Below are 26418 nucleotides of genomic sequence, written 5' to 3' on the forward strand. Positions count from 1 at the left end.
TAAGTCGTCGGTGTCCACCTGCTCATGAACCCCAACTATCACGCTGGATTCATACAGTGAATCCCATCAACCGATTTGTGCAACAAAGCCGCTCGGCAGCTTAAAGCTGATTTCAATGGTGGCAAACAGAAAAAAATCGATTAGTCGTCCAATTATTATCTACAGTATTTTTCAATCTTCCGTTTCATCATGGAGTGGCAACGTTGACCTATTTAAGCCAAGTTAATTCAGACAACCCAGCAATCGAAACATTTTGGTGCCTTGAACAGTGAGTTTCACTGGCTGTACGATCTGAATCTCTGGGCTCTGGGATGCCTTTGATCTTCGATGTAGAACTCGAATTTCGCACGACTCCCCGTAAATGGGATTTCATCCTCACCGCAGCATATGGACGAGGCATGCGGGCACGCCAATCGCTAAAAATTCAGCAATAGAATCCAATTTGCTTGCCCAATGTGATAGACCTCGGCTCAACTCCCGCATACTCTTAAGCTCCGGAACGCTACCTCCCTAAACGAGCCTAGGAGCTTTTATGCAGTACCATAGCCCAAGTACATTCGAGGATGCTGCCAAATTGGCGCTGGCCGCAAAAGGTATCACCCGCTTTCTAGCAGGCGGCACTGATGTACTGGTACAATTGCGGTCAGACATTATCACCCCTGACGACATTATCGACATCAAGAACATTCCTGGCGTGCGCGACATTATTTGTAATGACGATGGAAGCTGGACGATCGGCGCCGCTACTCCCGGAGCTGAGATGCGAGAGCACGTCGGATTAGGACTGGATTGGCCGGGTGTAGTCGAAGCGATGGACCTTATCGGGTCAACCCAAGTGCAAGGACGGGCCACATTGGTTGGCAATCTATGTAATGGCTCCCCTGCAGCGGATTCTGTGCCGGCAATGGTTGCAGCTGGTGCCGAACTTACAGTCACTAACGTAGACGGCACACGTCGCGTGCCAGTAAAGGACATTCCTGCCGGACCTGGACGCACTCATTTGGCTCAAGGTGATGTCGTTTCGGCTGTTCACATTCCAGCGCGCGGCGAGCGCGGCGGAGATGCCTATTTGCGTTTTATTCCACGCACCGAAATGGACATTGCAGTCGTCGGGTGTGCGGTGAACTTTACACTAGATGACAGCGGGAACATCATCCACGCAAGTATGGCGCTAGGCGCTGTCGCACCCACAGTTTTGTTGTTGGATGACGCTGCAGACATTTTAATCGGAAGCCGTTTGGACGAGGCAACACTAGACAAACTAGCAGAGGCGGCATCGGCGGCCTGCAATCCAATTTCAGACAAGCGCGGTACAGTTGAATTCCGCACTGAAGTGGCCGGGGTTTTGGCCAAACGCACTGCCAAAATTGCCTACGCACGAGCTCTGGGAGCCACCAAATGAAGAATACTCACGTTACCACTACAATTAACGGCGACCCTGTCGAATACCTTTGCGATACGCGCGAAACGATGTTGGACGTCCTGCGGGATCGTCTAAATCTAACTGGTGCCAAAGAAGGCTGCGGCACAGGTGATTGCGGAGCTTGCTCAATCACGGTTGATGACCGGCTGGTATGTTCCTGTCTGATGTTGGGCGTAGAAGCCGAAGGAAAGAAGATCACCACAGTTGAGGGAATGGCCGAAGGCGAGAACCTTCATCCCCTTCAGAAAAAGTTCATCGAATACGCAGCCTTGCAATGCGGAATTTGCACTCCTGGCATTCTAGTGGCCGCCAAATCCCTGCTCGAGAAGAACCCAAACCCAACTGAAGAGGAAGTTCGGTTTTGGTTGGCTGGCAACCTGTGCCGCTGCACAGGTTATGACAAAATTATTCGCGCTGTAATGGATACAGCTGCAGACATGCGGGGAGCTTCCTAATGGCTTTGGACGATCGCAAAGACACCGACTTTAAATTCGTTGGTACCCGCCCTGACCGCCCAGATGGCCATGACAAAGTCACAGGCAAAGCGCGTTTTGGAGCAGATGCCCATGCACCTGGTATGTTGCATGGCGCAATCGTTCGCAGCCCACACGCTCACGCACGTATTTTACGTATAGACACGACAAAAGCTGAGGCTCTGGATGGCGTAAAGGCAGTGGTGACCAGAGCGGATTTTGCTCACGGTCTGTCTGGCGAATTTGGCTTTGTGCTAGAAAACGTCATGGCCGGGGATAAAGCGCTTTATGATGGTCATGCAGTGGCAGCCATTGCAGCAAGCTCTGCATTGATCGCACGCGACGCGGCCAAGCTGGTTAAAGTTGACTACGAAATCCTACCTCATGTGACCGATGTCGACGCAGCCATGGCAGAGAGCGCTCCGATCCTGAACAGCTCCTACGCTGATGCGTCGGTTCCAGAGGGCCTTCACCCGAATGTAGTTCGGTATCACGAAAGTGGTCACGGTGATGTCGACGCTGGGTTCGCAAAGGCTGATTTGATCATCGAAGACAGCTTTAAAACCGAAGCTACACACCAAGGTTACATTGAACCCCATGCATGTCTTGCGACGTTGGGCAGCGATGGTAAAGGCGAGTTGTGGTGCACGACCCAAGGCCATTGGATTGCTCAAAAAACATGCGCTGCCCTTGTAGGCATCGACACCTCGCAGCTTCGCGTTACAGCATCCGAAATCGGAGGCGGTTTTGGTGGTAAGACAACCGTCTTTGTAGAGCCAGTCGCTTTGGCGCTGTCTCGAAAAGCTAACAGGCCAGTCAAAATTGTCATGAACCGATCAGAGGTATTCCGCGCTACGGGGCCGACCTCTTCAACTTCCATGGATGTCAAAATTGGCATGACAAAGGACGGCACGATCACCGCCGCCCAAGGCACCTTCCGGCTGCAAGGCGGCGCCTTTCCTGGTGCGCCGATGGAATTTTCCGCCATGTGCGCGTTTGCTCCATATGCGTTGGATAACGTTCAGCAGATTGGCTACGACGTGATTTCTAACCGCCCTAAGCAGGCTGCATATCGCGCGCCAGGCGCACCTATGGCCTCTTTTGCCGTTGAATCGGTGATCGACGAGTTGTGCAAAAAATTAGGGCTAGACCCTATCGAGGTTCGACTAAAGAACGCCTCTCGCGAGGGAACCAAGGCCTCGTATGGACCGCGTTTTCAGCGCATCGGGCTGGTTGAAACACTAGAGGCTGCCAAGTCGCATCCACATTACTCGGCACCATTGAAGCCAGGTCAAGGGCGTGGTGTGTCTTGCGGGTTTTGGTTTAACCACGGCGGAGAAACCTCTGTTAGTCTTGCGCTATCCGAGGATGGTACATGCCAAATTTCCGTTGGAACACCAGATATTGGTGGCTCGCGCGCTTCTATGGCTTTGATGGCTGCCGAAGTTCTGGGCATCGACTACGAGAACTTCCGGGTCACCGTCGCGGATACTGCAACACTTGGGTATAATGATGTGTCCCACGGTAGCAGGGTTACTTACGCATCCGGCCTTGCCACAATTAAGGCCGCGAAAGACGCCGTAAATAAACTATGTAAAAGGGCCGCCGCCAAGTGGGGTATCCCTGAGGATGCCGTGTATTGGGAGGATGGTTGCGCCAAGCCCTCTGGCGCAAATGCAGGCAATTTCGATCCCATCCCATTGGCAGAAATTACAAAGAACATGGGCTCAACTGGCGGACCAATCTCTGGACACTTTGAGGCCACACCAGAAGGTGCTGGGGTTTCGTTCGGGACTCATATCGTTGACGCAGAAGTGGACCCCGAAACCGGGAAAACTGCAGTTGTTCGCTACACGGTCATTCAGGATGCAGGAAAGGCAATTCATCCGACCTATGTAGAGGGACAATTTCAGGGCGGCGCTGCACAAGGTATCGGCTGGGCATTGAACGAAGAGTATATCTACGGTGAAGACGGCCGTTTGCAGAACTCTATCTTCCTGGATTACCGGGTCCCGGTAGCCTCGGACCTGCCAATGATCGACACGGTAATTGTGGAGGTTCCAAACCCTGGCCACCCCTATGGTGTGCGCGGCGTCGGAGAGACGGGAATTGTTCCGCCTTTGGCAGCAATCGCAAACGCGGTGTCAGCGGCGGCGGGAGTTCGACTGCGGCACCTACCGATGTCCCCTCCTCGTATTCTTCGAGCCCTGAAGGCGCAAACACGTGAAGATTGAAGTCCACCTTTGGTCAGGGTTGCGAACGTTGACTGATGGGTTGGAAAAAGTCGAGGTTGAGGCGTCCAACACTGGAGAGTTGCTAGATGCCTTGGCCAAAGACTACCCTGCTTTAGTCCCTGTGATCGAAGCAGGAGTTTCAATTGCGATAGACGGACGTATTATCGCAACTGGCTTGATGGAACCTCTTAGGCCAGATCAAGAGATCTATTTGATGCAACGGTTGAAGGGCGGCTAATTCTTGGGGCCCAGCCCCAAACCCCGGGATAATTTCAGCCAGATGAAAACTGGACCCAATAAAAAGCCCGCCGGTATTAAACGGCGGGCTTTTTCTATTGTTGGTGCTGCTGGCAGTTATTCCACCGGAGCCTCAGATTTTGCTGTTCCTTTTACCCACTCTCTGAGCCCCTGCATAAAGGCATAAAGAACAGGGATCAGAATGACGCCAATGCCGGTCGCCATCAGCATTCCCCCGAAGACGGCGACCCCGATAGCTTTTTGGCTGGCTGCTCCGGCACCCGATGCAATCAAGAGCGGTACAACCCCTAAGAGGAAGGAAAAGGCCGTCATCATAACAGCCCTGAACCGCTGTCGGCCGGCTTCGTGGGCCGCCTCTTTGATCGACAGACCTGCAGCGCGGCGTTCCATTGCGAATTCAACAATAAGAATGCCGTTCTTAGCCGCCATGCCAATCAGCATGATCATACCGATCTGGGTGTAGAGGTTGATGTCACTTCCCGTAATCGCGACTGCAAGAACCGCGCCAAACATAGCCACAACCACCGACAGCAGAATTGCCACTGGCATTGTCCAGCTTTCATACTGCGCCACAAGAAACAGGTAGGTGAATAGCACAGCCATGCCAAGAATGACCACAACTAGGCCCGAAGACGAAAGTTGCTGCTGTGCTGTGCCCGTCCATTCAAAGCTATATCCAGGTGGCAGTGCGGTTGCGACCTCTTCCTGCATCACCCGTATTGCATCACCCGTAGACAGACCCGCAGCTGGCACAGCCGTGACGGTCGCCGAACGGAACATATTATGGCGCTTCAAGATGACCGGTCCCAGGATGTTTTCCACATCAATCAAAGTGGAGAGAGGAACCATTTGGCCGCCTTGGGAGCGAACAAAAAGGTTGCCAATATCATCAATCTTATCGCGGTATGACCCATCCGCCTGTGCCATCACCCGGTAAACACGTCCGAACAGGTTGAAGTCATTGATGTAGAACGATCCCAAATGGGCCTGCATGGTCTGGAACACCTCTGCAATTGACACATCCAATGTCTTCGCTTTTTCCCGATCCAGATCGACGTAGACTTGCGGAACATTGGCACGGAAAGTGGTGTAAGATTGCCCGATCTCGTCACGTTGGTTGGCGGCATAGACCAATGAACCGACGGCAGCGGCCAAGTCTTGGGGAGAACCGCCAGCAGTTTGCTGCACTTCCATTTCGACGCCGGCCGACATACCAAGACCGGAGATCGGCGGCGGATTAAATGCCACGATGCTCGCGGCTGCTTCGCCGTTTGCGATGCCATACACCTGTTTCAAAATGGCTCTCGGGAATAGATCCGGAGTTTGGCGTTCATCCCATGGGTCCAGATTGATGATGATCATTGCGCCATTTGCGCTGGCCCCGTTCAGCAAACTAAATCCATTGACCAAAATGGTGCTTTGAACGCCCGGGATCAGTTCGATTTGATCATTCACCCGTTTGGTCACGACCTCTGTCCGGCCGAGAGCCGCAGCATCAGGGAGCTGAATATCGACAAACAGATACCCGTTATCTTCGGCCGGCAGGAACCCCTTGGAAGTTACCCCAAAAATAGTCCCGGTTCCAGCATACATTGCCAAAACAATAGCCACGGCCAAGAATGGCCATCTCAGCAAACGTCCTACGATACCAAGGTATCCGTTACGAAGAACATCAATGACGCTTTCGAACTTAGCGAGCAGCCCAGTCGGAGGCCCAGAACGGGCCTTGAGCACCAAGCCACAGAGGGCCGGCGACAGGGTCAAAGCGTTAATTGAAGAGATGACAACCGCTACCGAAATTGTCACTGCAAACTGAGAAAACAACTCACCACTGATGCCGGGCATGAAGGTAACCGGCACAAATACAGCCAGAAGGACCAACGTTGTCGCGATAACAGGACCGGTAATCTGCCCCATCGCCTTGCGGGTCGCATCTGGCGGTGAAAGGCCCTCTTCGGCTATCAAACGTTCCACATTTTCTACAACAATAATCGCGTCATCCACCACAATGCCAATTGCTAGAACTAAAGCAAACAATGAGATCGTGTTAAGAGACATACCGAGCAACAGCAGAAATGCAAAAGTGCCGATCAGTGACACTGGGATCGCTACTGCCGGGATGATTGTTGCCCGCCACGAGCCCAAGAATACAAACACCACAGACACTACCAGCCCAAAGGCCAAAACCAGTGTCGAGATAACATCCGCAAGTGACTGTTCTACGAAATCAGTAGTGTTGAACGGGACGGAGTAGACCACGTCGTCTGGAAAGGATTCCGCCAAACGGTCGAGTTCCGCCAGAACAGCTTCGGAAACTGCAAGTGCATTGGCTCCGGGTGCCTGATATACTGCAAGAATGGTGGCTTCATTTCCGTCGTAGAACCCAGAGGCGCTGTAGTAAGATGCTCCCAGTTCGATTGTAGCAACGTCACGCACGCGGACAGTGCTGCCGGCTTCACCTGTGCGAATTACAATGTCACCGAATTCTTCGACCGATTCCAGCCGCCCCTTTGACTTAATGGTATATTGAAATGTCTGGTCCCCAGGAACAGGCGGAGCGCCGATTTGCCCCGCTGAAACTTCGAGGTTCTGCTCGCGTACTGCGTTGATCAGATCGCCCGGCGTAATTCCCAATCCGGCCATCTTGTCCGGGTTCATCCAAATCCGCATTGCATAGCTAAGATTGTTGAGGATATCGGCCTTACCAACACCCGCAACACGGCTCAGTGCGTCCTTGATATTGATCTCGGCATAGTTGGAAAGAAACAAGTCGTCATAGGTGTTGTTCGGAGATGTCAGCGTCGTGACCAACAGCATGTTTGTGGAACTTTTCTGCGTTACCACACCAGACGACGTTACCTCTGTTGGCAGTCCTGAAATGGCTTGCGCAACGCGGTTTTGCACGTTTACCGATGCAATGTCGGGGTCTGTGCCAACCTCAAAAGTAACGGAAAGCGAATAGCTCCCGGTGTCTGACGAACTTGATGACATATAGATCATGTCATCAACGCCGTTGACCTGTGCCTCAATGGGCGCGGCAACGCTTTTCTCGACTGTTTCGGCGTTGGCGCCTGTGTAGCTGGCAGAGACGCTGACCACAGGGGGCGTAATATCAGGGAACTGAGCGACCGGCAAAGCTGCATAGCCAATCAGACCCATGATAGTGAGAACCATGGAAATCACGATTGCAAACTTGGGTCTCGAAATAAACAGGGATGAGAACATGACTTATTCTCCAGCCTGATTGGCGAGAACCGGATCGACTGTCGCACCGGGACGAATACGTTGCAGCCCTTCAACAACTACAGTCTCCCCATCCTTCAGACCATCCAATACAATGATACCAGTACCGACAACATCGCCAGTCTCAATATAGCGCTGTTGGACCAGTTGCTGGTCATCAACGACCAGTACAAATGCACCCTGTTGATCCCGTTGGATCGCGGCTTGACTGATCACAATTCGGTCGACCGCTTTTTGCGCTTGCAATCCAACTGTCAAATATGACCCGTCGATAATCCAGCGATTGGCGTTTTCAAACTCCGCTCTCACGGTAACAGCGCCAGTAGTTGGATCGATACGGTTGTCAGCAAAGGCAATTTTGCCACGTTCATCCAACTCGTCACCGTTTGGCAGCACCACGAACACTTCAACTAGGTTTCTCTGTTCTTGTTCTGTGTCTGCCTCCTGTTGAACTTTCTGCAAGACACTAACAAGCTGCTTCTCGTTCAGCGCAAAAGAAACGTAGATTGGAGCCTCTCGTACGAGGTTCACCAGGGAACTACTGGTTGGTCCAACCACGTCACCAACACTTACTTCGATCCGACCAATGCGCCCCGAAAATGGCGCATAAATTTCGGTATAGCTCAGATCCAGTTCGGCCTGTTGAATGGCAGCCTTAGCTGACCGCACCTGTGCCTCAGCTACTTTTTCATTAGCTCGCGATGTATCGCGCTCTGCCTCGGGAACCGCGCCACGTGACAGCAGTTCTTCTTTGCGGGCAAGATCCAACGATGTCAGTTGAAGGTTGGCCTCTGCTTTTGCTAGATCAGCATTGCGGGCCTCGAGTGTAGCTTCATAAGCGCTACTCTCAATCCGGAACAGCAAGTCACCTTCCTGTACATCCGCCCCGTTCTTGACGAGCACTTCCTCAAGAAAACCGCTGACGCGTGCGATTACATTCACTTTGTCTATTGCTTCGCCGCGACCAATGAAGGTTTCAGAGTTCCGCAATGGCTTGGTTACTGCCGCCATCACTGAAACTTTGGGCGGCGGCGCGTCCTGCGCTAAAGCAATCGGAGCGGTACTCAGTGTCAAAGCAGTGCTCAAGACAGCGATTTTTGCAACAAACCCTCGATCTGAACACAATGGGCTAAAGATTCTTTTCATTACTGCGCCTCTCGTTTGGTACCCAACAGGCAGCAGCCCATACATACAAATCAAATGTACTAGATACACGGAATCATTTACCCCTACTCTTACTGAGCGGGCAGACAACCGCAAGAAACCAGTTTAGCTAAGGGCAGGAATCCACTTACGAAACTACCAATCGTGGTTCACAACGCTATACGAACAGTTTCACAAACTTCCGCAACTCAGGTTTGACAAATTTGCCGTAGTGGTTCTTGGGCAATGCATTATTGACGACTTAGTCCTCTAGCCGTTTGGAACGGGCGATATTGGAGAAGGAAGATCCAACCAAATCAACAACACCGAAATCCCACCATCACAGCGGGTCCATTGACCTCGTTCTCGCGCACCATCAGAGAGGAGCAGCCAGCGAGTGTTTCATGAGATAGCCCCCCGTAACCCCGCCACTTACAATTCCAGGGTAGTTGAGCATGAAGCAAATGATGGTTCAGCCATAAAGTTCACAGGACCCACCAACGGACGCGGATAAAACCGAAAACTAATAAGTCAATTATTTCAGTGAATAAAGTGGATTTTGACGAAAGTCACGCTTAATGACCCGATTTCGCGAGTGGCGAGTTGATTGTTTTAGTTCACCTTTTCGCTTTAAGTTTAAACCGCTCCAATTTCACTTGCATACGAACGGAAACCGTTGCAGTTTTCCGAGTAACAAGTGACACAACTTTCTCGTGTCGGGGAAAACGAATGCAAGAACCGCTGATTTTCGATGGCCACAACGACTTACTGCTGCGATTGCATCAGCACGATGTACCAGCTGGGAAGGACGGCTTTCAGGGAGCTGGCGGACGTCACATAGATCTGGACAAGGCCCAGCTTGGAGGTTTTGGCGGAGGTTTTTTCGCCATTTTTGTTCCGGGAGAAAAAAGCCTGTCCAATGACATGGATGAAATGCTGCTGAGCAGTTACGACTTACCCCTACCACCTCAAGTGGATTGGAACGACGCATCCAAGGTGGCTCTGTCTCAGGCTTCTATCCTTATCAATCTCGAAAGAGACGGCGCTTTGAAGATTTGCCGAAACACCAAAGAAATTCGGGAATGTTTGAACAGTGGGTTGATGGCCGCTGTGATGCACATGGAAGGAGCCGAGGCAATTGATCCCGACTTCCAAACACTTGATGTGTTGTATGAAGCTGGGTTGCGTTCACTTGGACCTGTATGGAGCCGGCCGACAATTTTCGCTCACGGCGTGCCATTCCGCTTTCCCAACACGCCAGACATTGGCTCGGGCCTAACTGAAATAGGAACAAGACTAATACGCAAATGTAATGACTTGGGGGTCATGATTGATCTATCCCACCTGAATGAATCTGGGTTCTGGGATGTTGCACGTATCAGCACCAAACCGCTGGTTGCCACCCACTCTAGCGCCCATGCACTTTGTCCTCATAGCCGCAACCTGACCGACCGTCAGTTGCACGCAATCCGCGACAGTGATGGGATGGTCGGCTTAAATTTTGCTGTCGCCTTTTTGCGCTCAGACGGTAGAATGATCGAAGAGACACCCATTGTAACGATGCTAGATCACCTTGATCACTTGATTGAGCAACTTGGCGAGGACCGGGTCGGCATGGGATCTGACTTTGACGGCGCAGTTGTACCCGAAGGGATCAAAACCATCGCCGGGCTGCCAAACCTGAGGTCTGCAATGGCTGACCGCGGTTACAACGATGTACTAATCAAGAAGCTCTGCCACGACAACTGGCTAAGGGTTCTCGACCTGACTTGGACGTAACATCGTCCGAATTTAATTCTAAAAAACTGCAAGGGAGAAATATAATGAACGCCTTTACCAAATTAATGGGGACCGCTGCACTCGGTTTTGCCCTAGGTGCTGTTGCCCTGCCCGTTATGGCGGAAACACCAGCCAACATGCTAGTTATTGCCAACCGCATTGACGACATCACCACATTGGATCCTGCACAAAGTTTTGAATTTGCGGGCTCGGACGTTCTGCGCAATGTCTACGGCAAGCTGGTCAACTTTGACCCGATGAACCTGGATGCCGGTTATCAGCCAGACTTAGCAGAAAGCTGGACCGTATCAGAGGATGGCAAGACCATCACGTTCACAATGCGAGAAGGCGTCAAATTCCACTCGGGCAACCCTGTTCGCGCCGAAGACGTGGCCTTTTCGTTCAAGCGCGTCGTCGCTCTGAACAAAACACCGTCGTTCATCCTAACACAGTTTGGTTTCACACCTGAAAATATGGATGAAACCATCACAGTCAGTGGCAACACAGTGTCGATCACAACCGACAAACGCTATGCTACATCTTTTGTTTTGAACTGCTTGACTGCAACCATCGCCGGTGTTGTTGACGAAGTAACAGTCATGGCAAACGAAGTTGATGGCGATCTTGGCAACGAGTGGCTGAAGACCAACTCGGCTGGGTCCGGCGCCTACAGCCTGGTAAGCTGGAAGCCAAAAGAAAGCGTTACCCTGCAAGCGAATGCAGACTTCTATCTGGGCGCACCAGCGATGAAGCGTGTGATTGTTCGCCACGTACAAGAAAGCGCAACCCAGCGCCTGATGCTGGAACGCGGTGACATCGATATAGCCCGCGATCTGAACCCGTCAGATGTTGAAGGTATACGTCAAGCTGAAGGCGTTGAAGTTCTCGAAGAAATGCGCGGTCGCTTGATGTACATTTCGATGAACCAAAAGCACCCTGCACTATCCAAGCCAGAAGTTCGCCAGGCTCTGAAGTACCTAATCGACTATGAAGGCATGCAGAATAGCTTCCTCAAAGGCGCATATGTTACTCACCAGAACTTCCTGCCGAAAACTTACTTGGGTGCTGTCGACGAGAACCCGTTTTCGATGGATGTCGAAAAAGCCAAGGCCCTACTGGCAGAAGCTGGTGTAGACGGTCTTGAGTTGACAGTTGGTGTTCGCGAAGCTCAGGAACGTCTGGAAATCGGTCAGTCGCTGCAAAACACATTTGCGCAGGCAGGCATCACGCTGAACCTAGAAGTTGGTACTGGTAAGCAGGTTTTGTCCAAGTACCGTGCACGTGAACTGGATATCTATCTGGGCGCATGGGGTCCTGACTATCCGGATCCGCATACAAATGCTGGTACATTTGCTTATAACCCGGACAACTCGGACGAGGCACAGGCCACTGGTTTGCTGGCATGGCGTAACAGCTGGGATACTGGCAAGCTGACCGGCATGTCTGCGGCAGCTGTGATCGAAGGTGACCGCAGCAAGCGTGAAATGATGTATCACGACATTCAGGCAACTTTCCGCGATACATCCCCATTTGCCGTGATGTTCCAGAAGATTGAACCGGCTGGCATTAACGAAGATGTCGAAGGTCTGAACCTAGGCGGCGCGATCACCGCAGTGTCATACTGGACCGTGACCAAGTAAATGGCTTCAACGCACTACACACCAAAGAGGCAGCCCCGGCTGCCTCTTCCTTCTTGGCTAAAGGGTACGCTCGTCACCCTTGCGTCAATCTCGGTCACAATGCTTGGCCTCTTGTTTGTCACCTTCTTTATTGGTCGGGTGATGCCGATCGATCCGGTCATTGCTGTTGTCGGCGAACGCGCCACACAGGAACAGTACCATAACGCTTTTCTTGAGCTTGGGCTCGATAAGCCGCTAATCACACAGTTTGCCATGTATGTCTGGGACGTGCTGCATGGCGATTTTGGCATGTCACTACTGAATGCCCGCCCCGTATCCGAAGACATCGGCCGCGTGTTTCCTGCTACAATGGAGCTTGCCACCATCGGTATCCTGATCGGCATCATCCTTGGCGTCCCACTGGGCGTTGTTGCCGCTGTCCGCCGTGGCAGCTGGATCGACCAAATCGCCCGCGTCATCGCGCTTGTCGGCTATTCCATGCCAATTTTCTGGCTCGGCCTGATGGGTCTTTTGCTGTTCTACGGCATATTGGGTTGGGTCGGTGGACCTGGCCGTCAGAGCATCTTCTACGAAGACATGTTTCCATCCGTTACCGGAATGATCCTGGTCGATGCCGCACTTGCACGTGACTGGGGCGCCTTCAAAGATGCGTTCTCTCACATAATCCTGCCTGCATCCCTGCTCGGTTACTACAGCCTCGCCTACATCAGCCGCATGACCCGCTCGTTCATGTTGGAACAGCTGTCGGCCGAATATGTTACCACCGCCCGCGTCAAAGGTATGAGCGAATGGGCCGTGATCTGGCGACATGCGTTCCGCAACATCCGTGTTCAGCTGATCACAGTGATTGCACTCAGCTATGCCAACTTGCTCGAAGGTTCGGTCCTGACCGAGATCATCTTCTCATGGCCAGGAATCGGCAACTATATCACCACCGCGCTGCTTTCCGCTGACATGAACGCAGTTCTGGGCGGTACAGTTGTAGTTGGGCTGATTTTTGTCTGCCTGAACATCTTTTCCGACCTTCTCTACAAAATCTTCGATCCGAGGTCCAAATGACCAGTCAAAATTTAAGCACGCGCGAATGGCTGTTGTCTGACACCCCTGAATCGCGCCGCCACGCACGGCTGGCAGCAATGTACAAAGGTTGGCTAACCCTGCGCGGCAATCACATGGCCATGATCGGTCTTGCAATTATCGTGGTGCTGGTTGGCACCGCGCTCTTTGCCCCATTACTGGCGCCACATGATCCCTTTGTTCAAGAGCTGGGCAACCGGCTGCAACCACTAGGCACCGAGGGCCACATCCTAGGGACCGACACACTGGGCCGCGACATCCTGAGCAGGATGATCTACGGGTCCCGGATCACACTTTATATTGTTGCTCTGGTAGCGATGATCGCTCCAATCGCAGGCTTGCTGGTTGGCACAGTATCCGGTTACGCAGGTGGCTGGACTGATATCATCCTGATGCGGATCACTGATATCTTCCTGGCCTTCCCTCGTCTGGTGCTTGCACTGGCTTTTGTGGCCGCATTGGGTGCCGGTATTGAAAACGCGGTTCTCGCGATTTCGCTAACGGCTTGGCCCCCCTATGCCCGTATGGCACGCGCTGAAACGCTAACCATCCGCTCCTCGGATTACATCAGCGCGATCCGTCTGCAAGGTGCCGGTCCGTTGCGGATTATCACCAAACATATCTGGCCGCTCTGCATCAGCTCACTGATTGTGCGGGTCACTCTGGACATGGCTGGCATCATTCTGGCCGCTGCGGGTCTGGGCTTCCTTGGCCTTGGCGCACAACCTCCCTCACCTGAATGGGGCGCAATGATTTCTGAGGGACGTCGCTTCATTCTGGACCATTGGTGGATCGCCACTATGCCCGGTCTTGCCATTTTTGCAGTTTCGCTGGCCTTCAACCTGCTGGGTGATGGATTGCGCGACGTACTCGATCCAAAGGACAGCGCATCATGAGCACGCTTCTGGACGTAGAAAACCTTTGGGTGAAATTCCCAACCCGTAACGGAGTGTTTGACGCAGTACGCGGAGTGTCCTTTTCGCTTGGCCGAGAAAGGCTGGGAATCGTTGGCGAAAGCGGATCCGGCAAATCTATGACTGGCCGCGCCATCCTACGCCTAATCCGCAGCCCCGGCATTGTGGAGGCTGGTCATGTCAGCCTGCACGGCGACAACCTTCTCGACAAATCCGAGAAGGAAATGCGCAGCGTTCGGGGTGAAAAGATCTCGATGGTGATGCAGGACCCCAAATTCTCATTGAACCCTGTGATGACAGTCGGCGCTCAGATTATAGAAGCTTACCGGCTGCACGCTAAGGCCACCAAGGCCGAGGCCTACAGGAAGTCGGTCGAAATGCTCGAAGCCGTGGCCATTCGTGATCCCGAACGGGTGATGAAAGCCTATCCACATGAAATGTCGGGGGGCATGGGTCAACGTATCATGATTGCAATGATGCTGATCCCCAACCCCGAAATCCTGATTGCTGATGAACCTACGTCGGCGTTGGATGTGTCCGTTCAGGGGCAGGTTTTGTCAATCATGGACAAGCTGGTCAAGGACCGCGGTATGGGGCTGATCTTTATCAGCCACGACCTCAACCTTGTTTCGCAGTTCTGCGACCGGGTTCTGATCATGTATTCGGGCCGTATTGTTGAGGTATGCGACGCTGACAAACTGCACGAGGCCAAACATCCCTATACTCAGGGGTTGCTGGGCAGCCTACCACGCTTTGACGAACCGCGTGACCGACTACAGGTCTTAACCCGTGATCCCGCCTGGCGAGACGCCCCAAGCGTAGAGGGCCGCACATGAGCACCGCGATTTCAATTGAAAACCTGAACGTCTATTTTGGTGAACATCACGACCTATTTCAGGCCGTGAAAAACGCTAGCCTATCCGTTGAACAGGGCGCTAGCTTTGGTCTGGTCGGGGAGAGTGGGTCTGGCAAGTCTACCATCCTCAAGGCCATCACTGGTCTGGCCCCACAGTGGGACGGTAGTATGTCCATCGAAGGTAACACCCTGAACCACAAACGGGACAGGAGTTTCTACAAGACCGTGCAAATGGTGTTTCAGGATCCCTATGCTTCACTGCATCCGCGCCATTCCGTGGATCAGGTTCTGAGCGAAACCCTGCAACTGCATGGGTTCCGCGATGTCAATGATCGGGTCAACAAGCTGCTAGAGGACGTGGGTCTAGGTCCTGCTTTCCGTTTTCGGTATCCACACCAGCTGTCCGGTGGCCAACGCCAGCGGGTGGCCATCGCGAGGGCCTTGGCACCAGAGCCCGACATCCTGTTGCTGGATGAACCGACATCTGCATTGGACGTATCCGTTCAAGCTGAAATCCTGAATCTTCTCAGTGACTTACGATCAGAGCATGGGTTAACATTCCTGATGGTATCCCACGATCTTGCCGTAGTGGCCCATATGTGTGAACGCGCTGCAGTCATGCAAAAAGGGGAAATTGTAGAGGTGATTGACATCGCAGATATGCGCGCAGGTAAAACGAATCAAGACTATACTGCCAAACTACTGGATGCCTCGGCCAACCGGGTCGCATAAAGAAATGGCGAGCAGCCCAGTAAATTCACCGGGCTGTTCGACTTAGTTTTTAGCGGAACAATTGCATCATAGTTTCTGGAGCGCTGTTGGCGATCGAGAGCGACTGGACTGCAAGTTGCTGTTGTGTTTGCAAGGCCTTCAACCGTGCTGAAGCTTCTTCCATATCAGTATCAGTCATTGAACTAACACCCAGCGTCATGGAATCTGCCAGCTTTGACACAAACTCACCTTGGTCTTTTAGGCGGGCGGTATCGGCACCCAGTTGAGCAGCTCCATCAATGGCCACCGAAATAAACCCTTCGACTTCAGTTAATGCTGTTGCTGCAGTTGCGGAATCTGTGATCGTTGTCAGGTTCGAAGCAAGATCGACATTGGTTTCAAAGTCCAGCGTGTTAACTGTGATATTGGTCGGAGTTGGAGTACCAGTTGCACCTACCCTGTCCAACGACGCCAGAACACCCATGCTCGTCGCACCATTGCCATCGACATCGGCAGCCAGCAAGTTGGTGCCGTTGAACTGAGCAGCTCCAACAATCGCAGCAACCTGCGCAATTTTCTTGTCAATAGCGTCTTGGATTTTGCTATGGTCAACGTTTTCAGATTGTGCCGAGACTATGAGCTCTTTAATTTCAGTCAGCTTCTCCACAACTTGTTCTGCACCTGCTGAAGCGACTGAAACGGTTGCTTCTCCAACCGCCAGCGCGTCCGAGATTGCATTGAACCCGGCGATGTCAGATTCCATTGTCTTGGAAATGGCCCATACCGCTGCATTATCGCTAGCAGAACCGACCCGCTTACCTGTCGAAATTTCATTCTGTGCGTCAGTCAGGTTATTGTTGACAGATTGCAAGGTCTGCAGGGCAACCATGGCCCCACCATTGGCTAGAATGCTGGTCATTTGCTGTTTTCCTTTAGTCAATTCGTGAGGCTTTTTTTACCTCAGAGTGTTTTTTAGCCCCGAAAGGCCATTCGATACGTCATTCTGACTACAGCGTTAGGCATCTTGCCATTTCGCACGGTCCCTTTTTGAGAACATGACGAGATACCTACTCTACGGTGGTTAATGGCTTCGTATACCGACAGGGAAAAATATCGAGAAAACACAAGTTATGACAGTCGGATTGCACTTGAACCTCTCCTAACAACCATAGACACGCAAGAGATTTAACGCTCAACCATTAGCTTTAAATTGATTATAGACAGATAGTTATTGGAGAACATTTTTGAAAGTTGAACTCTCTTTACGGGAATTTTGAACCGCCAACGCACCTAAAAAGTTATAACAAGTGGATCGATTTTTACAACTACGGAACGCTGAATTCATGGGAAGTTAGTAAAACTGGCCAGCGAGTAGCTTGAGAAACCGACCACCAAAACGGGCTTTGGGGCCGAATACACGACATCAACAATGCACCTATTTGCAGAAAATTCGCCCATCGGCGGTTTCCTGCGCGCCATCAACGCCCCCCAAAAAAATACTCTGCACACTTTCAGCGGCCCTGCCCCCTGGGCCCAACGGCGCCTCTAGTTCTGCTCATAGTTTTGAGACCTGGACAAAGGTGCCCCCTGCCCGCCAATATTTCCGCTAAACAGATTCACATTTCAAACTGAACTACCATATAAGGGATTGAGGACAGGAAGGATTTCACCATGCAACTGCCGTTCAACGGGGCCATTAGCGCCTACTATGAGGATGCTGCACCTGATGAAGTTCACAGGTCCATTCGTGATGGAAACAAAACGGAAGTCCTGAGCCAGAGCTACCCGCATCGAGAAAGAATGCGCCGAAAGGTCTATGATAAGGACATGGCCAAACTGCAGGTAGAGTTGGTGAAAATGCAGGCAGGGATAAAGCAGTCTGGCGACCGTATTGCAGTAATTTTTGAAGGACGCGATGCCTCTGGAAAAGGAGGAACAATCAAGCGGTTCCAGGAAAACCTCAATCCGCGTGGGGCACGTGTCGTTGCCCTTAGCAAACCTTCAGAAGCTGAACAAACCCAATGGTATTTCCAACGTTATATTGACCACCTACCATCAGGTGGTGAGATAACATTTTTTGACCGAAGCTGGTACAATCGTGGCGTAGTGGAAAAAGTGTTCGGTTTCTGCAGCAACGATCAACGCGAGCGTTTCTTTAGGCAAGTAGACGGCTTTGAGCGTGCGCTGGTCGATGACGGTATCAAGCTGTTCAAGTTGTGGCTGAATGTTGGTCGTGCCGAACAGCTACGTCGGTTCCTTAAACGCGAACAAGACCCGCTAAAACAGTGGAAGCTTAGCCCAATTGACATAAAGGGCCTGGAACGATGGGATGATTACTCGGACGCTATCGGCGAGACACTAGAGCGCACCCACAACGAAGTTGCACCTTGGACAGTTATTAGGTCTGAAGATAAACGCCGTGCCCGACTATCGGCTATTCGCCACGTTCTAAGCGCGTTAGACTACGACAACAAAGACGCAAGTGCGTTGGGTACAATTGATCAATCCATTTGCGGAGGCCCGGAAATCTTGAATGCCTAAACGCGGTTACCATCACGGAAATTTACGCCAAGCGCTCGTTGAAGCAGCGCTGAAGCTGATAGAAGTAAAAGGCCCAACAGGGTTCACTTTGTCCGAAGCAGCCAAACAAGCAGGCGTCACCCCAGCAGCGGTCTATCGCCATTTTGAGGGGCGCGAGGACCTGATCGCCGAGGCGGCGCGTCAGGGATATTCGATGTTCGCGGACTTGATGCAATATGCCTACGACAAGGGGCAACCATCTGCACTGGCTGCATTTGAAACCACAGGCCGGGCATATTTGGCCTTTGCTCGCAAGCACCCTGGTCACTACATAGCGATGTTCGAGAGTGGTATTTCAGTCAATCGCACTCCCGAGCTATCAGACGCTGCGGCCCGTGCCCGCGGTATTTTTGAGCGAGCGGTCACTGAGTTATGCGAACACATTCCACCTCACAAACGCCCGCCTGCTTCGATGTTTTCGGCACATATCCTTGCTCTTAGCCATGGAGTGGTAGAACTTTACGCCCGTAACACTCCCGGAACGGCGTCGCCATATTCGCCCGAAGACCTGTTAGAAAGCGGCATTGGCATCTATCTTCGTGGGCTGGGCTTGATCGAGCCCGACTCCTAACCCCTGTCGTCAGTTCCGAGCAAATCAACACTGACCCAACAGACAAAACTTGAGTGAGCGCTGGTGCAAAGACCAAACCAATTTTCCGCAAAGAGAAAGACTTGGCTGTCCTGCACTATCCAGGCTGCTGCTATCGCGCTGATGCTGTCCGGCTGCGGAGAATACGTATACAACGAGCTTGAACTGATGCCGTCTCCCACCGTCTATACTGAGGGTGATCTAGACCCGTTCAACAGTCGTGGACCAAAACAAATCCAACCCCACACCCAGTTGTTCTATGCGACAGACAGAGAAGTGGCGGCCATAAACGACAAACAAGAGTTTTATACGAATAAAAGGGGCATTGCTCTGCGCACCGGAACCGTCAGCATTGAAATGACACCTCCGGCTCAAGACTGGGAAAGCCTTCGCCGAATTACACTCTCAGGCGAACGCGAAACTCCCAGAACGCTACAGGTATCTGCAGTCCATGAAATCGGGCCAATGCCGTTTTCTTCAAGCGATGAGAACGGTGCCGCCCTCCCGGACCACATAACAAGTCAGGCTGAGAGTATTTTCTCTCAGGCCATCAATCGGCAGTTAGACCTATCAGGCAACCGAGACGTATTCATTTATGTCCATGGCTACAACGTTGATTTTGAATACCCAACCCTAGTATCCAAGGAGTTGCAACATTTCCTAGGATATCAAGGTGCATTTATAAGTTACAACTGGCCGGCAACTCCAAATCGTTTTGCATACTTCCGGGATTTGGAAACAGCCAGTGCGACACGCCGAAATCTGAGAAAGCTCGTTGAACTTCTCTCAGACAAAACCAAAGCGCGCAGAATTCACCTGATAGGTTATAGTGCGGGATCTCGGCTGGTGTTCGAGGTCGCCTACCAAATCGCATTGCAGAACCAATCATCTGGAAAACGAAGGGCTCGACTTGGACAGGTTATCTTGATTGGCAGCGACCTTGACCGAACCTACTTTATTCAGGCCCTCACAGACGGATTATTGGAAGGAATGGATCACCTGTCGATCTACATGTCCAGTAGTGACGCCGCACTCAACCTTAGTCGCATTGTGTTTGGCCATAACAGACTGGGCCAGGTCGCCGCCGAAGGTGAGGTTCCATCGGGAATTGAGGATCTATTGATCTCAGAATCTCGATTGTCGCTTATTGATGCCAGTAATGCGCCTGGGGTCGACCAAGGAAATGGGCATTGGTATTTTCGGTCATCACCATGGACTAGCAGCGATATCTTCTTATCACTTCTTAAGGGGCTACTGCCAGCAACCCGAGGCTTGATCCGCGAGCCCAAGAGCGCCGTGTGGCAGTTTCCTTCCGATTACCCGGAGCGATTGAAGTCCGCCCTATCCGTCTATTGACTGTCGAAAAGGCCCTTTGTTTCGTGCGTTTCCCGGTCCAGCCTTTCAAGAAAGCAAAAAGGCCACGCATTAAGCGTGGCCTCTCCAATAGCATACAGTCCAAACTTAACGCTTGGAGAACTGGAAGCTCTTACGGGCTTTTGCTTTACCGTATTTCTTACGCTCAACCACACGGCTGTCGCGGGTCAGGAAGCCAGCAGCTTTCAAAGCGCCACGCAGGCTGGGATCGTACAGCTGCAGAGCTTTGGAAATACCGTGCTTGACCGCACCGGCCTGACCGGAAAGACCGCCACCTTTAACGGTTGCGTAAACGTCAAACTGGTCTTCTGTACCAGAAACCTGGAACGGCTGACGCAGGATCATCTGCAGAACAGGGCGAGCAAAGTAAACTTTGATTTCGCGACCGTTTACAGTGACCTTGCCGGAACCCGGCTTGATCCAAACGCGGGCAACAGCGTCTTTACGCTTACCAGTTGCATAGGCACGGCCCAGTTCATCACGCACAGGCTCACGTGCGATGATGTCTTCGGCGACAGCTTCAACGCCAGCAACGGCGCTCAGCTCTTCGAGAGTGTTGATCTGATCAGACATCTACATTAGCTCCGGGTGTTTTTCTTGTTCATGGACTTAACGTCCAGAACTTCGGGGCTTTGCGCCTCATGGGGATGCTCTGCACCAGCGTATACACGCAGGTTTGTCATAATCTGACGGCTGAGCTTGTTACCCGGCAACATGCGCTTGACCGCTTGGATCATGACGCGCTCGGGGTGCTTACCCTCGAGAATCTGTTGCTTGGTGCGCGACTTGATGCCACCCGGGTGACCGGTGTGCCAGTAGAAGTTTTCTTCGCGCTTTTTGCCAGTCATCTGAACTTTGTCAGCATTGATGACGATGACATTGTCGCCGCAATCCATGTGAGGAGTGAATGACGGCTTGTGCTTGCCACGCAGACGCATGGCTACAATCGAGGCAAGACGGCCCAGCACCACGCCTTCGGCGTCGATGATGATCCATTTCTTCTCGATGTCTGCTGGGGTAGCAGAGAAGGTTTTCATGGCAGGTAAATCCTGTTTAACGTTGAGAACACCAGAACAAGCCCGGCATTCGAATTCTATGGACGGGGTTTACGGGGAACCAAAGCACCAGTCAACAGCACCAATGGATAAGTTTACCAACGTTATCAGATGGTTACAAATTGGGTACTATAATACCCCACACAATTACACTCTCGGCCCGCCTTTTATGAAGTCATTCGCACCTTCATCGACCTTTCCTGAACCCACGACCAAAATTCAGCTACTCGCACTGACAGAAAATCGCCCAATTACACACTGATCTGTTCGGGCGGATTGTCCAGCAGCGCCCTAAGGGACTGCATGGCGCCCTCGAACTCCGCCAGGGACACATGGCAATTTACTGCAATACGCACCGCATTCGGGGCACGCCCATCTCGCAGGGCGAATTCATCCGCAGACCTGATCTGAACCCCCTGCCCTTCGGCCGCACGTGTAAATGCAGCCGAGCGCCAACCAGATGGCAACCGTAGCCAAAGGAAGGGCACTTGATCGTCCCATGTTAAATCGAATCCACCAAGTGCGTTGACCGCAACCCGAACGTAGCGAGCCATCTCTGCCTGCACAGCACGCGCCAGGATTTTGGTCTTAGGATCGCCTAGAAGAATACACGTCAACGCAGCCAAAGGCTGCGCCAGCCCAAAATACCCGTGTTCAGCAGCACGTCTCAAATCTGCTCCCCGCCCCTGTGGCGCCAAGGCAAACCCAACCCTTAGGGATGGTGTCAAGGTCTTGGAAATAGAGCTTACGTGCCAGCCTATCTCAGGGGCCAGGGCTCGGTAACATGGAGCTCTCGGATCTCCCATCCGATAGCAGTCATCCTCTAGGATTTGAATGTTATGACGCTTGGCCACCTCTACGATTTCTTGCCGTCTCTCCAGTGGGGTATAAAGACCTGTTGGGTTATGAACTTCTGGGCTTGTGCAAAAAACCGTTGCGCCAGTCTTGCGGGCCGCCTTCTCTAATGATTCCGGGATAACGCCATATTCATCCATCTCAATTCCGACCACATCGGCTCGCAACAGTTCGGCCGCACGGCGGAACCCCGCATAAGACAAGTCCTCAACCAGGACAGTTGGCTTCGCCCCCTTCAGAATCGCTTGCATAACCACCATCAAGCCGCTTTGGCCACCGTGAGTAAGAACCACATCCTCTTCGTTCAAACTCCCAACCGGCAATTCTGACAACCAATTCACCACAGCCTCACGAACAGGCTGATAGGCGCTACGGGTTGGATAACTAAGAAAAGTCAGCTCAGGACCATTTGCTACCTTCACTAACGCTTTTCGGATGGCCTCAACCTGCCCGACATCTGGCACCCTGGGGCTAAACAAGCTGATGTGATTGGGATTGTTCAGCTCATGAATATGCAGCTGCCTTGCCCAAACATCATCCAAAACTGGTTTCTGTTTGGCAGCAACAAAGGTCCCGCGGCCGACCTCGGCCTGAAGCAAGCCTTCGTCAGTCAAAATAGAATAGGCACGCGCGACTGTCCCAGGAGTAATCCCAAGCTGATAGGACAACTCACGAACAGGCGGCAGTTTTGTACCAGTTGATAGATCACCATCGTCTATAGCCGAGCGAATTGTTTCAGCGAGCTTTTTATACTTCGGTCCCTTGGTATCATCAAGTTCCCGGGGCCAAATTGTACCCATTACAATCCCCTCATAGACAACGATCAATCCGCTTTGTATCAACACGATGTAATGCAAGTTCAAGATTGTATCAACACAATAGTGGAGCACACGATGATACACGACGCTCGAATGCCTCAGTCTAACATGTCCTTCTTGGTCAGTCGCCCAGCCCTTCCGGTCGCGGCCGAATTGGCCGTCGCGCTTGCTGTGCTCATCACTAAATGGAATTTGCGAATCCGAACGCGAAAACCACTGCGATACTTATCCCAAGAGCAACTAGACGATATCGGCCGCAACCGAGCCGAAGCCCAACACCAAGCCACCCTTCCGTTCTGGCGCCCTTGATCCCCAGGGACGCTAGAACCACTTTATGGCCGGGGGAAACCCCGGCCTTTTTTATAGCGCAACGATCATTGAGTTGATCCGCTACCAAATCACACCGATTGATTTAGCATTGAATATTTAAATGAGGACCACTCAATCAACACTTCGGTGGAATTGAATACGTCATATTAGCCCGTGCAACCGGCGCATCTTGGTCGACTGAATGGATCAAAATATCACAGACAGCCAAAGACCTACCAAGTTTCAATAGCTTGCAAGTTCCAATCAAATCAGCACCCGCACTCGGCTTGCGCATGAAATCGATTGAACAATTGGTCGTTACAGCTAAGGCTTCTCGCCCAATCCGAGCCAGAACCATCGCATAGGCAGCACAGTCAGCCAGCGCAAACATCGACGGTCCGGAAACAGTTCCCCCTGGGCGCAAATGCTTCTCTTGAACACAAAGCCTCATTGAAATTTCATTTGCCGACAGATCATCAACTTCAAAGTCGCCCCTGACCTGAGGAAAGATGTCGTCCAGAAACTCCATCAATTCCGCCGCGTCCATCTGTAATGACATGCTATTCTCCAACTTTAGTGCAGCTTATGATTGGGTGAGCAGACCAAGGAGAGCAAGATGACAATTTTAAAACGCCACGACACCGGCGCCATCGCCCACCTGACAATGAACGCACCGGAAAGGCTAAACGCACTTTCGGATGAAATGTTAGCGGCCTTACAGGCACAGATCGAAACACTAACGCACGACAGTAGCATTAAGGTTGTCATCCTATCCGGCGCCGGTAAAGCATTCTGTGCAGGCCACGACATTAAGCAGATGAATAGCGCCCGCGATAGCCCGGATGGTGGCAAGGCTAATTTCCAGGACTTATTTACTCGCTGCACCTCTGTGATGACTGGTTTGCAAAAATTACCACAAGTGGTCATCGCACAAGTACACGGAATAGCGACGGCTGCAGGCTGCCAATTGGTCGCGTCCTGTGATCTCGCTGTGGCCACAGAGGACACAAAGTTCGGCGTTAACGGCGTTAGTATTGGTCTTTTTTGCTCGACCCCAATGGTGGCCTTGTCGCGCAACATCCCTCGCAAACACGCGCTTGAGTTGCTGACGACGGGAAATTTCATGACGGCCCATCGCGCCGCGGAACTAGGATTGATCAATCAGGCCGTTCCAAACGACGACCTCAAGTCAGCAACACTCCTGCTAGCAAACACCATTGCCGACAAACTGGGATCGGCACTCAAGATTGGCAAGCACGCCTTTTACCAGCAACTGGAGATGCCGCTTGATAAAGCATATGCCTTTACTGGCGACGTGATCGTCGAAAACTTGCTTCATCAAGATACCATTGAAGGCATGAATGCCTTTGCCGAGAAAAGACAGCCAAGCTGGAAAAAAGATTAGAATTTCCTGAAAATTTTAGTCTTTGTTTACGATTTGGTGCGCATTGTTTCCATATCGAGCCTTTCAAACAAGGCAAGAACATGGCAAGGATTGGGCAGGGCGCATCGCCCGGTCACAATTTGGGTCGCCGCCTGTGGAAGGTCCCTCCAAACCGGTTCTCTCCCCGGTTCGACATTCCCGCAGCGGCGACCCCAATTCTCTCTTCTCCGCTCTAAATACCGTCATTTTCTTGCATGACCTGCGATGGTTCTGGCTAGGCCGGTTTTTTTGCACCCCATATTGCACCAAACCCCGCCCTAGCCTATGTCGCAGCCATGACACAAACATTGCATATCGTCGGCGGCGGAATGGCCGGATCCGAAGCAGCCTGGCAGGCGGCAAACATGGGCGTTCAAGTGGTGATCCACGAAATGCGTCCCAAAGTGAAAACATTTGCTCACCAGACCGGCAATCTGGGCGAAATGGTTTGCTCCAATTCATTCAGATCCGATGACGATGAGCAAAACGCTGTCGGCTTGCTGCACTGGGAAATGCGCGCCGCAAATGGCCTTATCATGGCAACGGCAGATAAGCACCGCTTGCCCGCAGGTGGCGCCTTGGCGGTTGATCGCGAACCTTTTGCGCAGACCATCACTGACAGCCTGAAGAGCCACCCCAATGTCACAATCTGCTATGATGAAATTACGCATCTTCCCGAAGACGGGCACTGGATCTTTGCAACCGGACCACTGACATCTTCGGCCTTGGGGCAAGCAATCCAAAGTGAGACCGGCGCCGAGGCCTTAGCCTTTTTCGACGCTATCGCGCCAATTATCTATGCTGACAGCATCGACATGTCGAAGGCCTGGATGCAATCTCGCTATGACAAGGGTGAAACAGAGGAAGAGAAAACGGCCTACCTCAATTGCCCTATGACAAAAGAGCAATACGAGGAATTTATCGATGCGCTTTTGACTGCTGAGAAGACCGAATTCCACGAAGGTGAAACAGCAGGGTATTTTGACGGTTGCCTACCGATAGAAGTCATGGCGGAACGCGGGCGTGAAACGCTTCGGTTTGGCCCAATGAAGCCGGTTGGGCTCACAAATGCTCATAAACCCGAAGAAAAGGCCTATGCCGTAGTCCAGCTTCGCCGCGACAACAAACTGGCAACTTTGTTTAACATCGTCGGCTTCCAGACCAAGATGAAATACGGCGCCCAAACTCAGGTTCTTCGGATGATCCCAGGATTACAGGACGCTCAGTTTGCTCGCCTTGGCGGCATCCACCGAAACACATTCTTGAATTCCCCCACCCTCCTTGACGCCCAAATGCGACTGAAGACAAAGCCAAATATCCGCTTTGCCGGGCAAATTACCGGTGTAGAAGGCTATGTTGAAAGTGCGGCCATGGGGTTGTTGGCAGGCCGCATGGCCGCAGCCGAAATACTTGGCCAAGACTTGCCTAGTGTACCGCAGGACAGTGCAATGGGCGCGTTGATCCACCATATCACCGGCGGCGCCGAGGCTAAGACCTTTCAGCCCATGAATGTGAACTTTGGTTTATTTCAACCCGTCGAAGGCCTGAAGGGAGGTCGCCGTGGTCGGAAGGACCGCTATAAGGCCTATACAGATCGGGCAAAAACTGCTTGGTCTGAATGGATTAGCAACTTCTCATAAACTGTGCATAGGGGCAAGCTGACC

General features: G+C 52.1%; 23 protein-coding genes. 16 read left to right on the forward strand and 7 right to left on the reverse strand.

Annotated features, from left to right (window positions below; genetic code table 11):
- The first annotated feature begins 532 nt into the window (after window positions 1–532).
- Genes DL239_RS18290 through DL239_RS18305 form a run of 4 tightly spaced genes read left to right on the forward strand, consistent with a single transcriptional unit; the run spans window position 533 to window position 4368 of the window.
- A complete protein-coding gene (locus DL239_RS18290) occupies window positions 533–1402 on the forward strand; it encodes an FAD binding domain-containing protein (protein WP_167685546.1) in 870 nt (289 codons plus the stop codon).
- A complete protein-coding gene (locus DL239_RS18295) occupies window positions 1399–1878 on the forward strand; it encodes a (2Fe-2S)-binding protein (RefSeq protein ID WP_167685547.1) in 480 nt (159 codons plus the stop codon). Before DL239_RS18290 ends, DL239_RS18295 begins: the two co-directional genes overlap by 4 nt.
- Window positions 1878–4130 (forward strand): xanthine dehydrogenase family protein molybdopterin-binding subunit, encoded by a 2253-nt coding sequence (locus DL239_RS18300; protein WP_167685548.1) that lies wholly within the window; start codon window positions 1878–1880, stop codon window positions 4128–4130. Before DL239_RS18295 ends, DL239_RS18300 begins: the two co-directional genes overlap by 1 nt.
- Entirely contained in the window at window positions 4120–4368 is a 249-nt protein-coding gene (locus tag DL239_RS18305; protein ID WP_369410589.1) for a MoaD/ThiS family protein, read from the forward strand. The genes DL239_RS18300 and DL239_RS18305 overlap by 11 nt, the downstream gene beginning before the upstream one ends.
- A 116-nt stretch (window positions 4369–4484) precedes the next feature.
- Here DL239_RS18305 and DL239_RS18310 read toward each other — a convergent pair whose 3' ends face one another.
- Both DL239_RS18310 and DL239_RS18315 read right to left on the reverse strand, forming a co-directional pair.
- Window positions 4485–7613, reverse strand: coding sequence for an efflux RND transporter permease subunit (locus DL239_RS18310; RefSeq protein WP_167685549.1), 3129 nt, complete (start codon window positions 7611–7613; stop codon window positions 4485–4487).
- Between the two features lie 3 nt (window positions 7614–7616).
- Window positions 7617–8705 (reverse strand): efflux RND transporter periplasmic adaptor subunit, encoded by a 1089-nt coding sequence (locus tag DL239_RS18315; protein ID WP_240931963.1) that lies wholly within the window; start codon window positions 8703–8705, stop codon window positions 7617–7619.
- Window positions 8706–9503: 798 nt separating this feature from the next.
- Here DL239_RS18315 and DL239_RS18320 point away from each other — a divergent pair.
- Genes DL239_RS18320 through DL239_RS18345 form a run of 6 tightly spaced genes read left to right on the forward strand, consistent with a single transcriptional unit; the run spans window position 9504 to window position 15772 of the window.
- On the forward strand, window positions 9504–10553 hold the full coding sequence (locus tag DL239_RS18320) for a dipeptidase (protein WP_167685551.1): 1050 nt from the start codon (window positions 9504–9506) through the stop codon (window positions 10551–10553).
- A 44-nt stretch (window positions 10554–10597) separates the two neighbouring features.
- The gene (locus DL239_RS18325; protein WP_167685552.1) at window positions 10598–12193 is read left to right on the forward strand and encodes an ABC transporter substrate-binding protein; all 1596 of its coding nucleotides are present in this window, start codon (window positions 10598–10600) and stop codon (window positions 12191–12193) included.
- The gene (locus tag DL239_RS18330; protein ID WP_167685553.1) at window positions 12194–13252 is read left to right on the forward strand and encodes an ABC transporter permease; all 1059 of its coding nucleotides are present in this window, start codon (window positions 12194–12196) and stop codon (window positions 13250–13252) included.
- Window positions 13249–14166 carry an ABC transporter permease gene (locus DL239_RS18335; protein WP_167685554.1) on the forward strand — a complete coding sequence of 306 codons (918 nt, stop codon included), beginning with the start codon at window positions 13249–13251 and terminating at the stop codon, window positions 14164–14166. Before DL239_RS18330 ends, DL239_RS18335 begins: the two co-directional genes overlap by 4 nt.
- On the forward strand, window positions 14163–15020 hold the full coding sequence (locus DL239_RS18340; protein WP_167685555.1) for an ABC transporter ATP-binding protein: 858 nt from the start codon (window positions 14163–14165) through the stop codon (window positions 15018–15020). Before DL239_RS18335 ends, DL239_RS18340 begins: the two co-directional genes overlap by 4 nt.
- The gene (locus tag DL239_RS18345; protein WP_167685556.1) at window positions 15017–15772 is read left to right on the forward strand and encodes an ABC transporter ATP-binding protein; all 756 of its coding nucleotides are present in this window, start codon (window positions 15017–15019) and stop codon (window positions 15770–15772) included. The genes DL239_RS18340 and DL239_RS18345 overlap by 4 nt, the downstream gene beginning before the upstream one ends.
- Before the next feature lie 49 nt (window positions 15773–15821).
- Here DL239_RS18345 and DL239_RS18350 read toward each other — a convergent pair whose 3' ends face one another.
- Entirely contained in the window at window positions 15822–16670 is an 849-nt protein-coding gene (locus DL239_RS18350) for a flagellin N-terminal helical domain-containing protein (protein ID WP_167685557.1), read from the reverse strand.
- 752 nt (window positions 16671–17422) lie between these two features.
- Here DL239_RS18350 and ppk2 point away from each other — a divergent pair.
- From ppk2 to DL239_RS18365, 3 genes are all read left to right on the forward strand, one after another.
- Window positions 17423–18292: a polyphosphate kinase 2 gene (gene ppk2 / locus DL239_RS18355; protein WP_167685558.1), complete on the forward strand. Its 870-nt coding sequence runs from the start codon at window positions 17423–17425 to the stop codon at window positions 18290–18292.
- A complete protein-coding gene (locus DL239_RS18360) occupies window positions 18285–18902 on the forward strand; it encodes a TetR/AcrR family transcriptional regulator (protein WP_167685559.1) in 618 nt (205 codons plus the stop codon). The genes ppk2 and DL239_RS18360 overlap by 8 nt, the downstream gene beginning before the upstream one ends.
- A gap of 63 nt (window positions 18903–18965) precedes the next feature.
- Window positions 18966–20276, forward strand: a complete 1311-nt coding sequence (locus DL239_RS18365) for an alpha/beta hydrolase (RefSeq protein WP_167685560.1) — start codon at window positions 18966–18968, stop codon at window positions 20274–20276.
- A 105-nt stretch (window positions 20277–20381) separates the two neighbouring features.
- Here DL239_RS18365 and rpsI read toward each other — a convergent pair whose 3' ends face one another.
- The 3 genes from rpsI to DL239_RS18380 form a co-directional block, all read right to left on the reverse strand.
- Window positions 20382–20867 (reverse strand): 30S ribosomal protein S9, encoded by a 486-nt coding sequence (gene rpsI / locus DL239_RS18370; RefSeq protein ID WP_167685561.1) that lies wholly within the window; start codon window positions 20865–20867, stop codon window positions 20382–20384.
- Between the two features lie 5 nt (window positions 20868–20872).
- On the reverse strand, window positions 20873–21331 hold the full coding sequence (gene rplM / locus DL239_RS18375) for a 50S ribosomal protein L13 (RefSeq protein WP_167685562.1): 459 nt from the start codon (window positions 21329–21331) through the stop codon (window positions 20873–20875).
- 269 nt (window positions 21332–21600) lie between these two features.
- Window positions 21601–23004, reverse strand: a complete 1404-nt coding sequence (locus DL239_RS18380) for an aminotransferase-like domain-containing protein (RefSeq protein ID WP_167685563.1) — start codon at window positions 23002–23004, stop codon at window positions 21601–21603.
- Between the two features lie 126 nt (window positions 23005–23130).
- Between DL239_RS18380 and DL239_RS18385 the strand changes: the two genes are divergently transcribed.
- A complete protein-coding gene (locus tag DL239_RS18385) occupies window positions 23131–23331 on the forward strand; it encodes a DUF1127 domain-containing protein (protein ID WP_206188524.1) in 201 nt (66 codons plus the stop codon).
- Between the two features lie 136 nt (window positions 23332–23467).
- On the opposite strand, the gene DL239_RS18390 is transcribed toward DL239_RS18385, so the two are convergent.
- A complete protein-coding gene (locus DL239_RS18390; protein WP_167685596.1) occupies window positions 23468–23890 on the reverse strand; it encodes a PaaI family thioesterase in 423 nt (140 codons plus the stop codon).
- 30 nt (window positions 23891–23920) lie between these two features.
- Here DL239_RS18390 and DL239_RS18395 point away from each other — a divergent pair, with 30 nt between their 5' ends.
- Complete coding sequence (locus DL239_RS18395; RefSeq protein ID WP_255456307.1) at window positions 23921–24736, forward strand: enoyl-CoA hydratase; 816 nt, start codon at window positions 23921–23923, stop codon at window positions 24734–24736.
- Window positions 24737–25050: 314 nt separating this feature from the next.
- Complete coding sequence (trmFO, locus tag DL239_RS18400) at window positions 25051–26394, forward strand: methylenetetrahydrofolate--tRNA-(uracil(54)-C(5))-methyltransferase (FADH(2)-oxidizing) TrmFO (protein ID WP_167685566.1); 1344 nt, start codon at window positions 25051–25053, stop codon at window positions 26392–26394.
- Window positions 26395–26418 lie beyond the last annotated feature (24 nt).

Source organism: Parasedimentitalea denitrificans, assembly GCF_011813015.1.
In the GTDB taxonomy this organism is placed as follows: Bacteria; Pseudomonadota; Alphaproteobacteria; order Rhodobacterales; family Rhodobacteraceae; genus Parasedimentitalea; species Parasedimentitalea denitrificans.

What these genes read in the sequence shown, in the direction of transcription:
- DL239_RS18290 (WP_167685546.1), top strand. Translation starts at nt 533, where the DNA reads ATGCAGTACCATAGCCCAAGTACATTCGAGGATGCTGCCAAATTGGCG.
- DL239_RS18295 (WP_167685547.1), top strand. Translation starts at nt 1,399, where the DNA reads ATGAAGAATACTCACGTTACCACTACAATTAACGGCGACCCTGTCGAA.
- DL239_RS18300 (WP_167685548.1), top strand. Translation starts at nt 1,878, where the DNA reads ATGGCTTTGGACGATCGCAAAGACACCGACTTTAAATTCGTTGGTACC.
- DL239_RS18310 (WP_167685549.1), bottom strand. Translation starts at nt 7,613, where the DNA reads ATGTTCTCATCCCTGTTTATTTCGAGACCCAAGTTTGCAATCGTGATT.
- DL239_RS18320 (WP_167685551.1), top strand. Translation starts at nt 9,504, where the DNA reads ATGCAAGAACCGCTGATTTTCGATGGCCACAACGACTTACTGCTGCGA.
- DL239_RS18325 (WP_167685552.1), top strand. Translation starts at nt 10,598, where the DNA reads ATGAACGCCTTTACCAAATTAATGGGGACCGCTGCACTCGGTTTTGCC.
- DL239_RS18330 (WP_167685553.1), top strand. Translation starts at nt 12,194, where the DNA reads ATGGCTTCAACGCACTACACACCAAAGAGGCAGCCCCGGCTGCCTCTT.
- DL239_RS18335 (WP_167685554.1), top strand. Translation starts at nt 13,249, where the DNA reads ATGACCAGTCAAAATTTAAGCACGCGCGAATGGCTGTTGTCTGACACC.
- DL239_RS18340 (WP_167685555.1), top strand. Translation starts at nt 14,163, where the DNA reads ATGAGCACGCTTCTGGACGTAGAAAACCTTTGGGTGAAATTCCCAACC.
- DL239_RS18345 (WP_167685556.1), top strand. Translation starts at nt 15,017, where the DNA reads ATGAGCACCGCGATTTCAATTGAAAACCTGAACGTCTATTTTGGTGAA.
- DL239_RS18350 (WP_167685557.1), bottom strand. Translation starts at nt 16,670, where the DNA reads ATGACCAGCATTCTAGCCAATGGTGGGGCCATGGTTGCCCTGCAGACC.
- ppk2 (WP_167685558.1), top strand. Translation starts at nt 17,423, where the DNA reads ATGCAACTGCCGTTCAACGGGGCCATTAGCGCCTACTATGAGGATGCT.
- DL239_RS18360 (WP_167685559.1), top strand. Translation starts at nt 18,285, where the DNA reads ATGCCTAAACGCGGTTACCATCACGGAAATTTACGCCAAGCGCTCGTT.
- rpsI (WP_167685561.1), bottom strand. Translation starts at nt 20,867, where the DNA reads ATGTCTGATCAGATCAACACTCTCGAAGAGCTGAGCGCCGTTGCTGGC.
- rplM (WP_167685562.1), bottom strand. Translation starts at nt 21,331, where the DNA reads ATGAAAACCTTCTCTGCTACCCCAGCAGACATCGAGAAGAAATGGATC.
- DL239_RS18380 (WP_167685563.1), bottom strand. Translation starts at nt 23,004, where the DNA reads ATGGGTACAATTTGGCCCCGGGAACTTGATGATACCAAGGGACCGAAG.
- DL239_RS18385 (WP_206188524.1), top strand. Translation starts at nt 23,131, where the DNA reads ATGTCCTTCTTGGTCAGTCGCCCAGCCCTTCCGGTCGCGGCCGAATTG.
- DL239_RS18390 (WP_167685596.1), bottom strand. Translation starts at nt 23,890, where the DNA reads ATGTCATTACAGATGGACGCGGCGGAATTGATGGAGTTTCTGGACGAC.
- trmFO (WP_167685566.1), top strand. Translation starts at nt 25,051, where the DNA reads ATGACACAAACATTGCATATCGTCGGCGGCGGAATGGCCGGATCCGAA.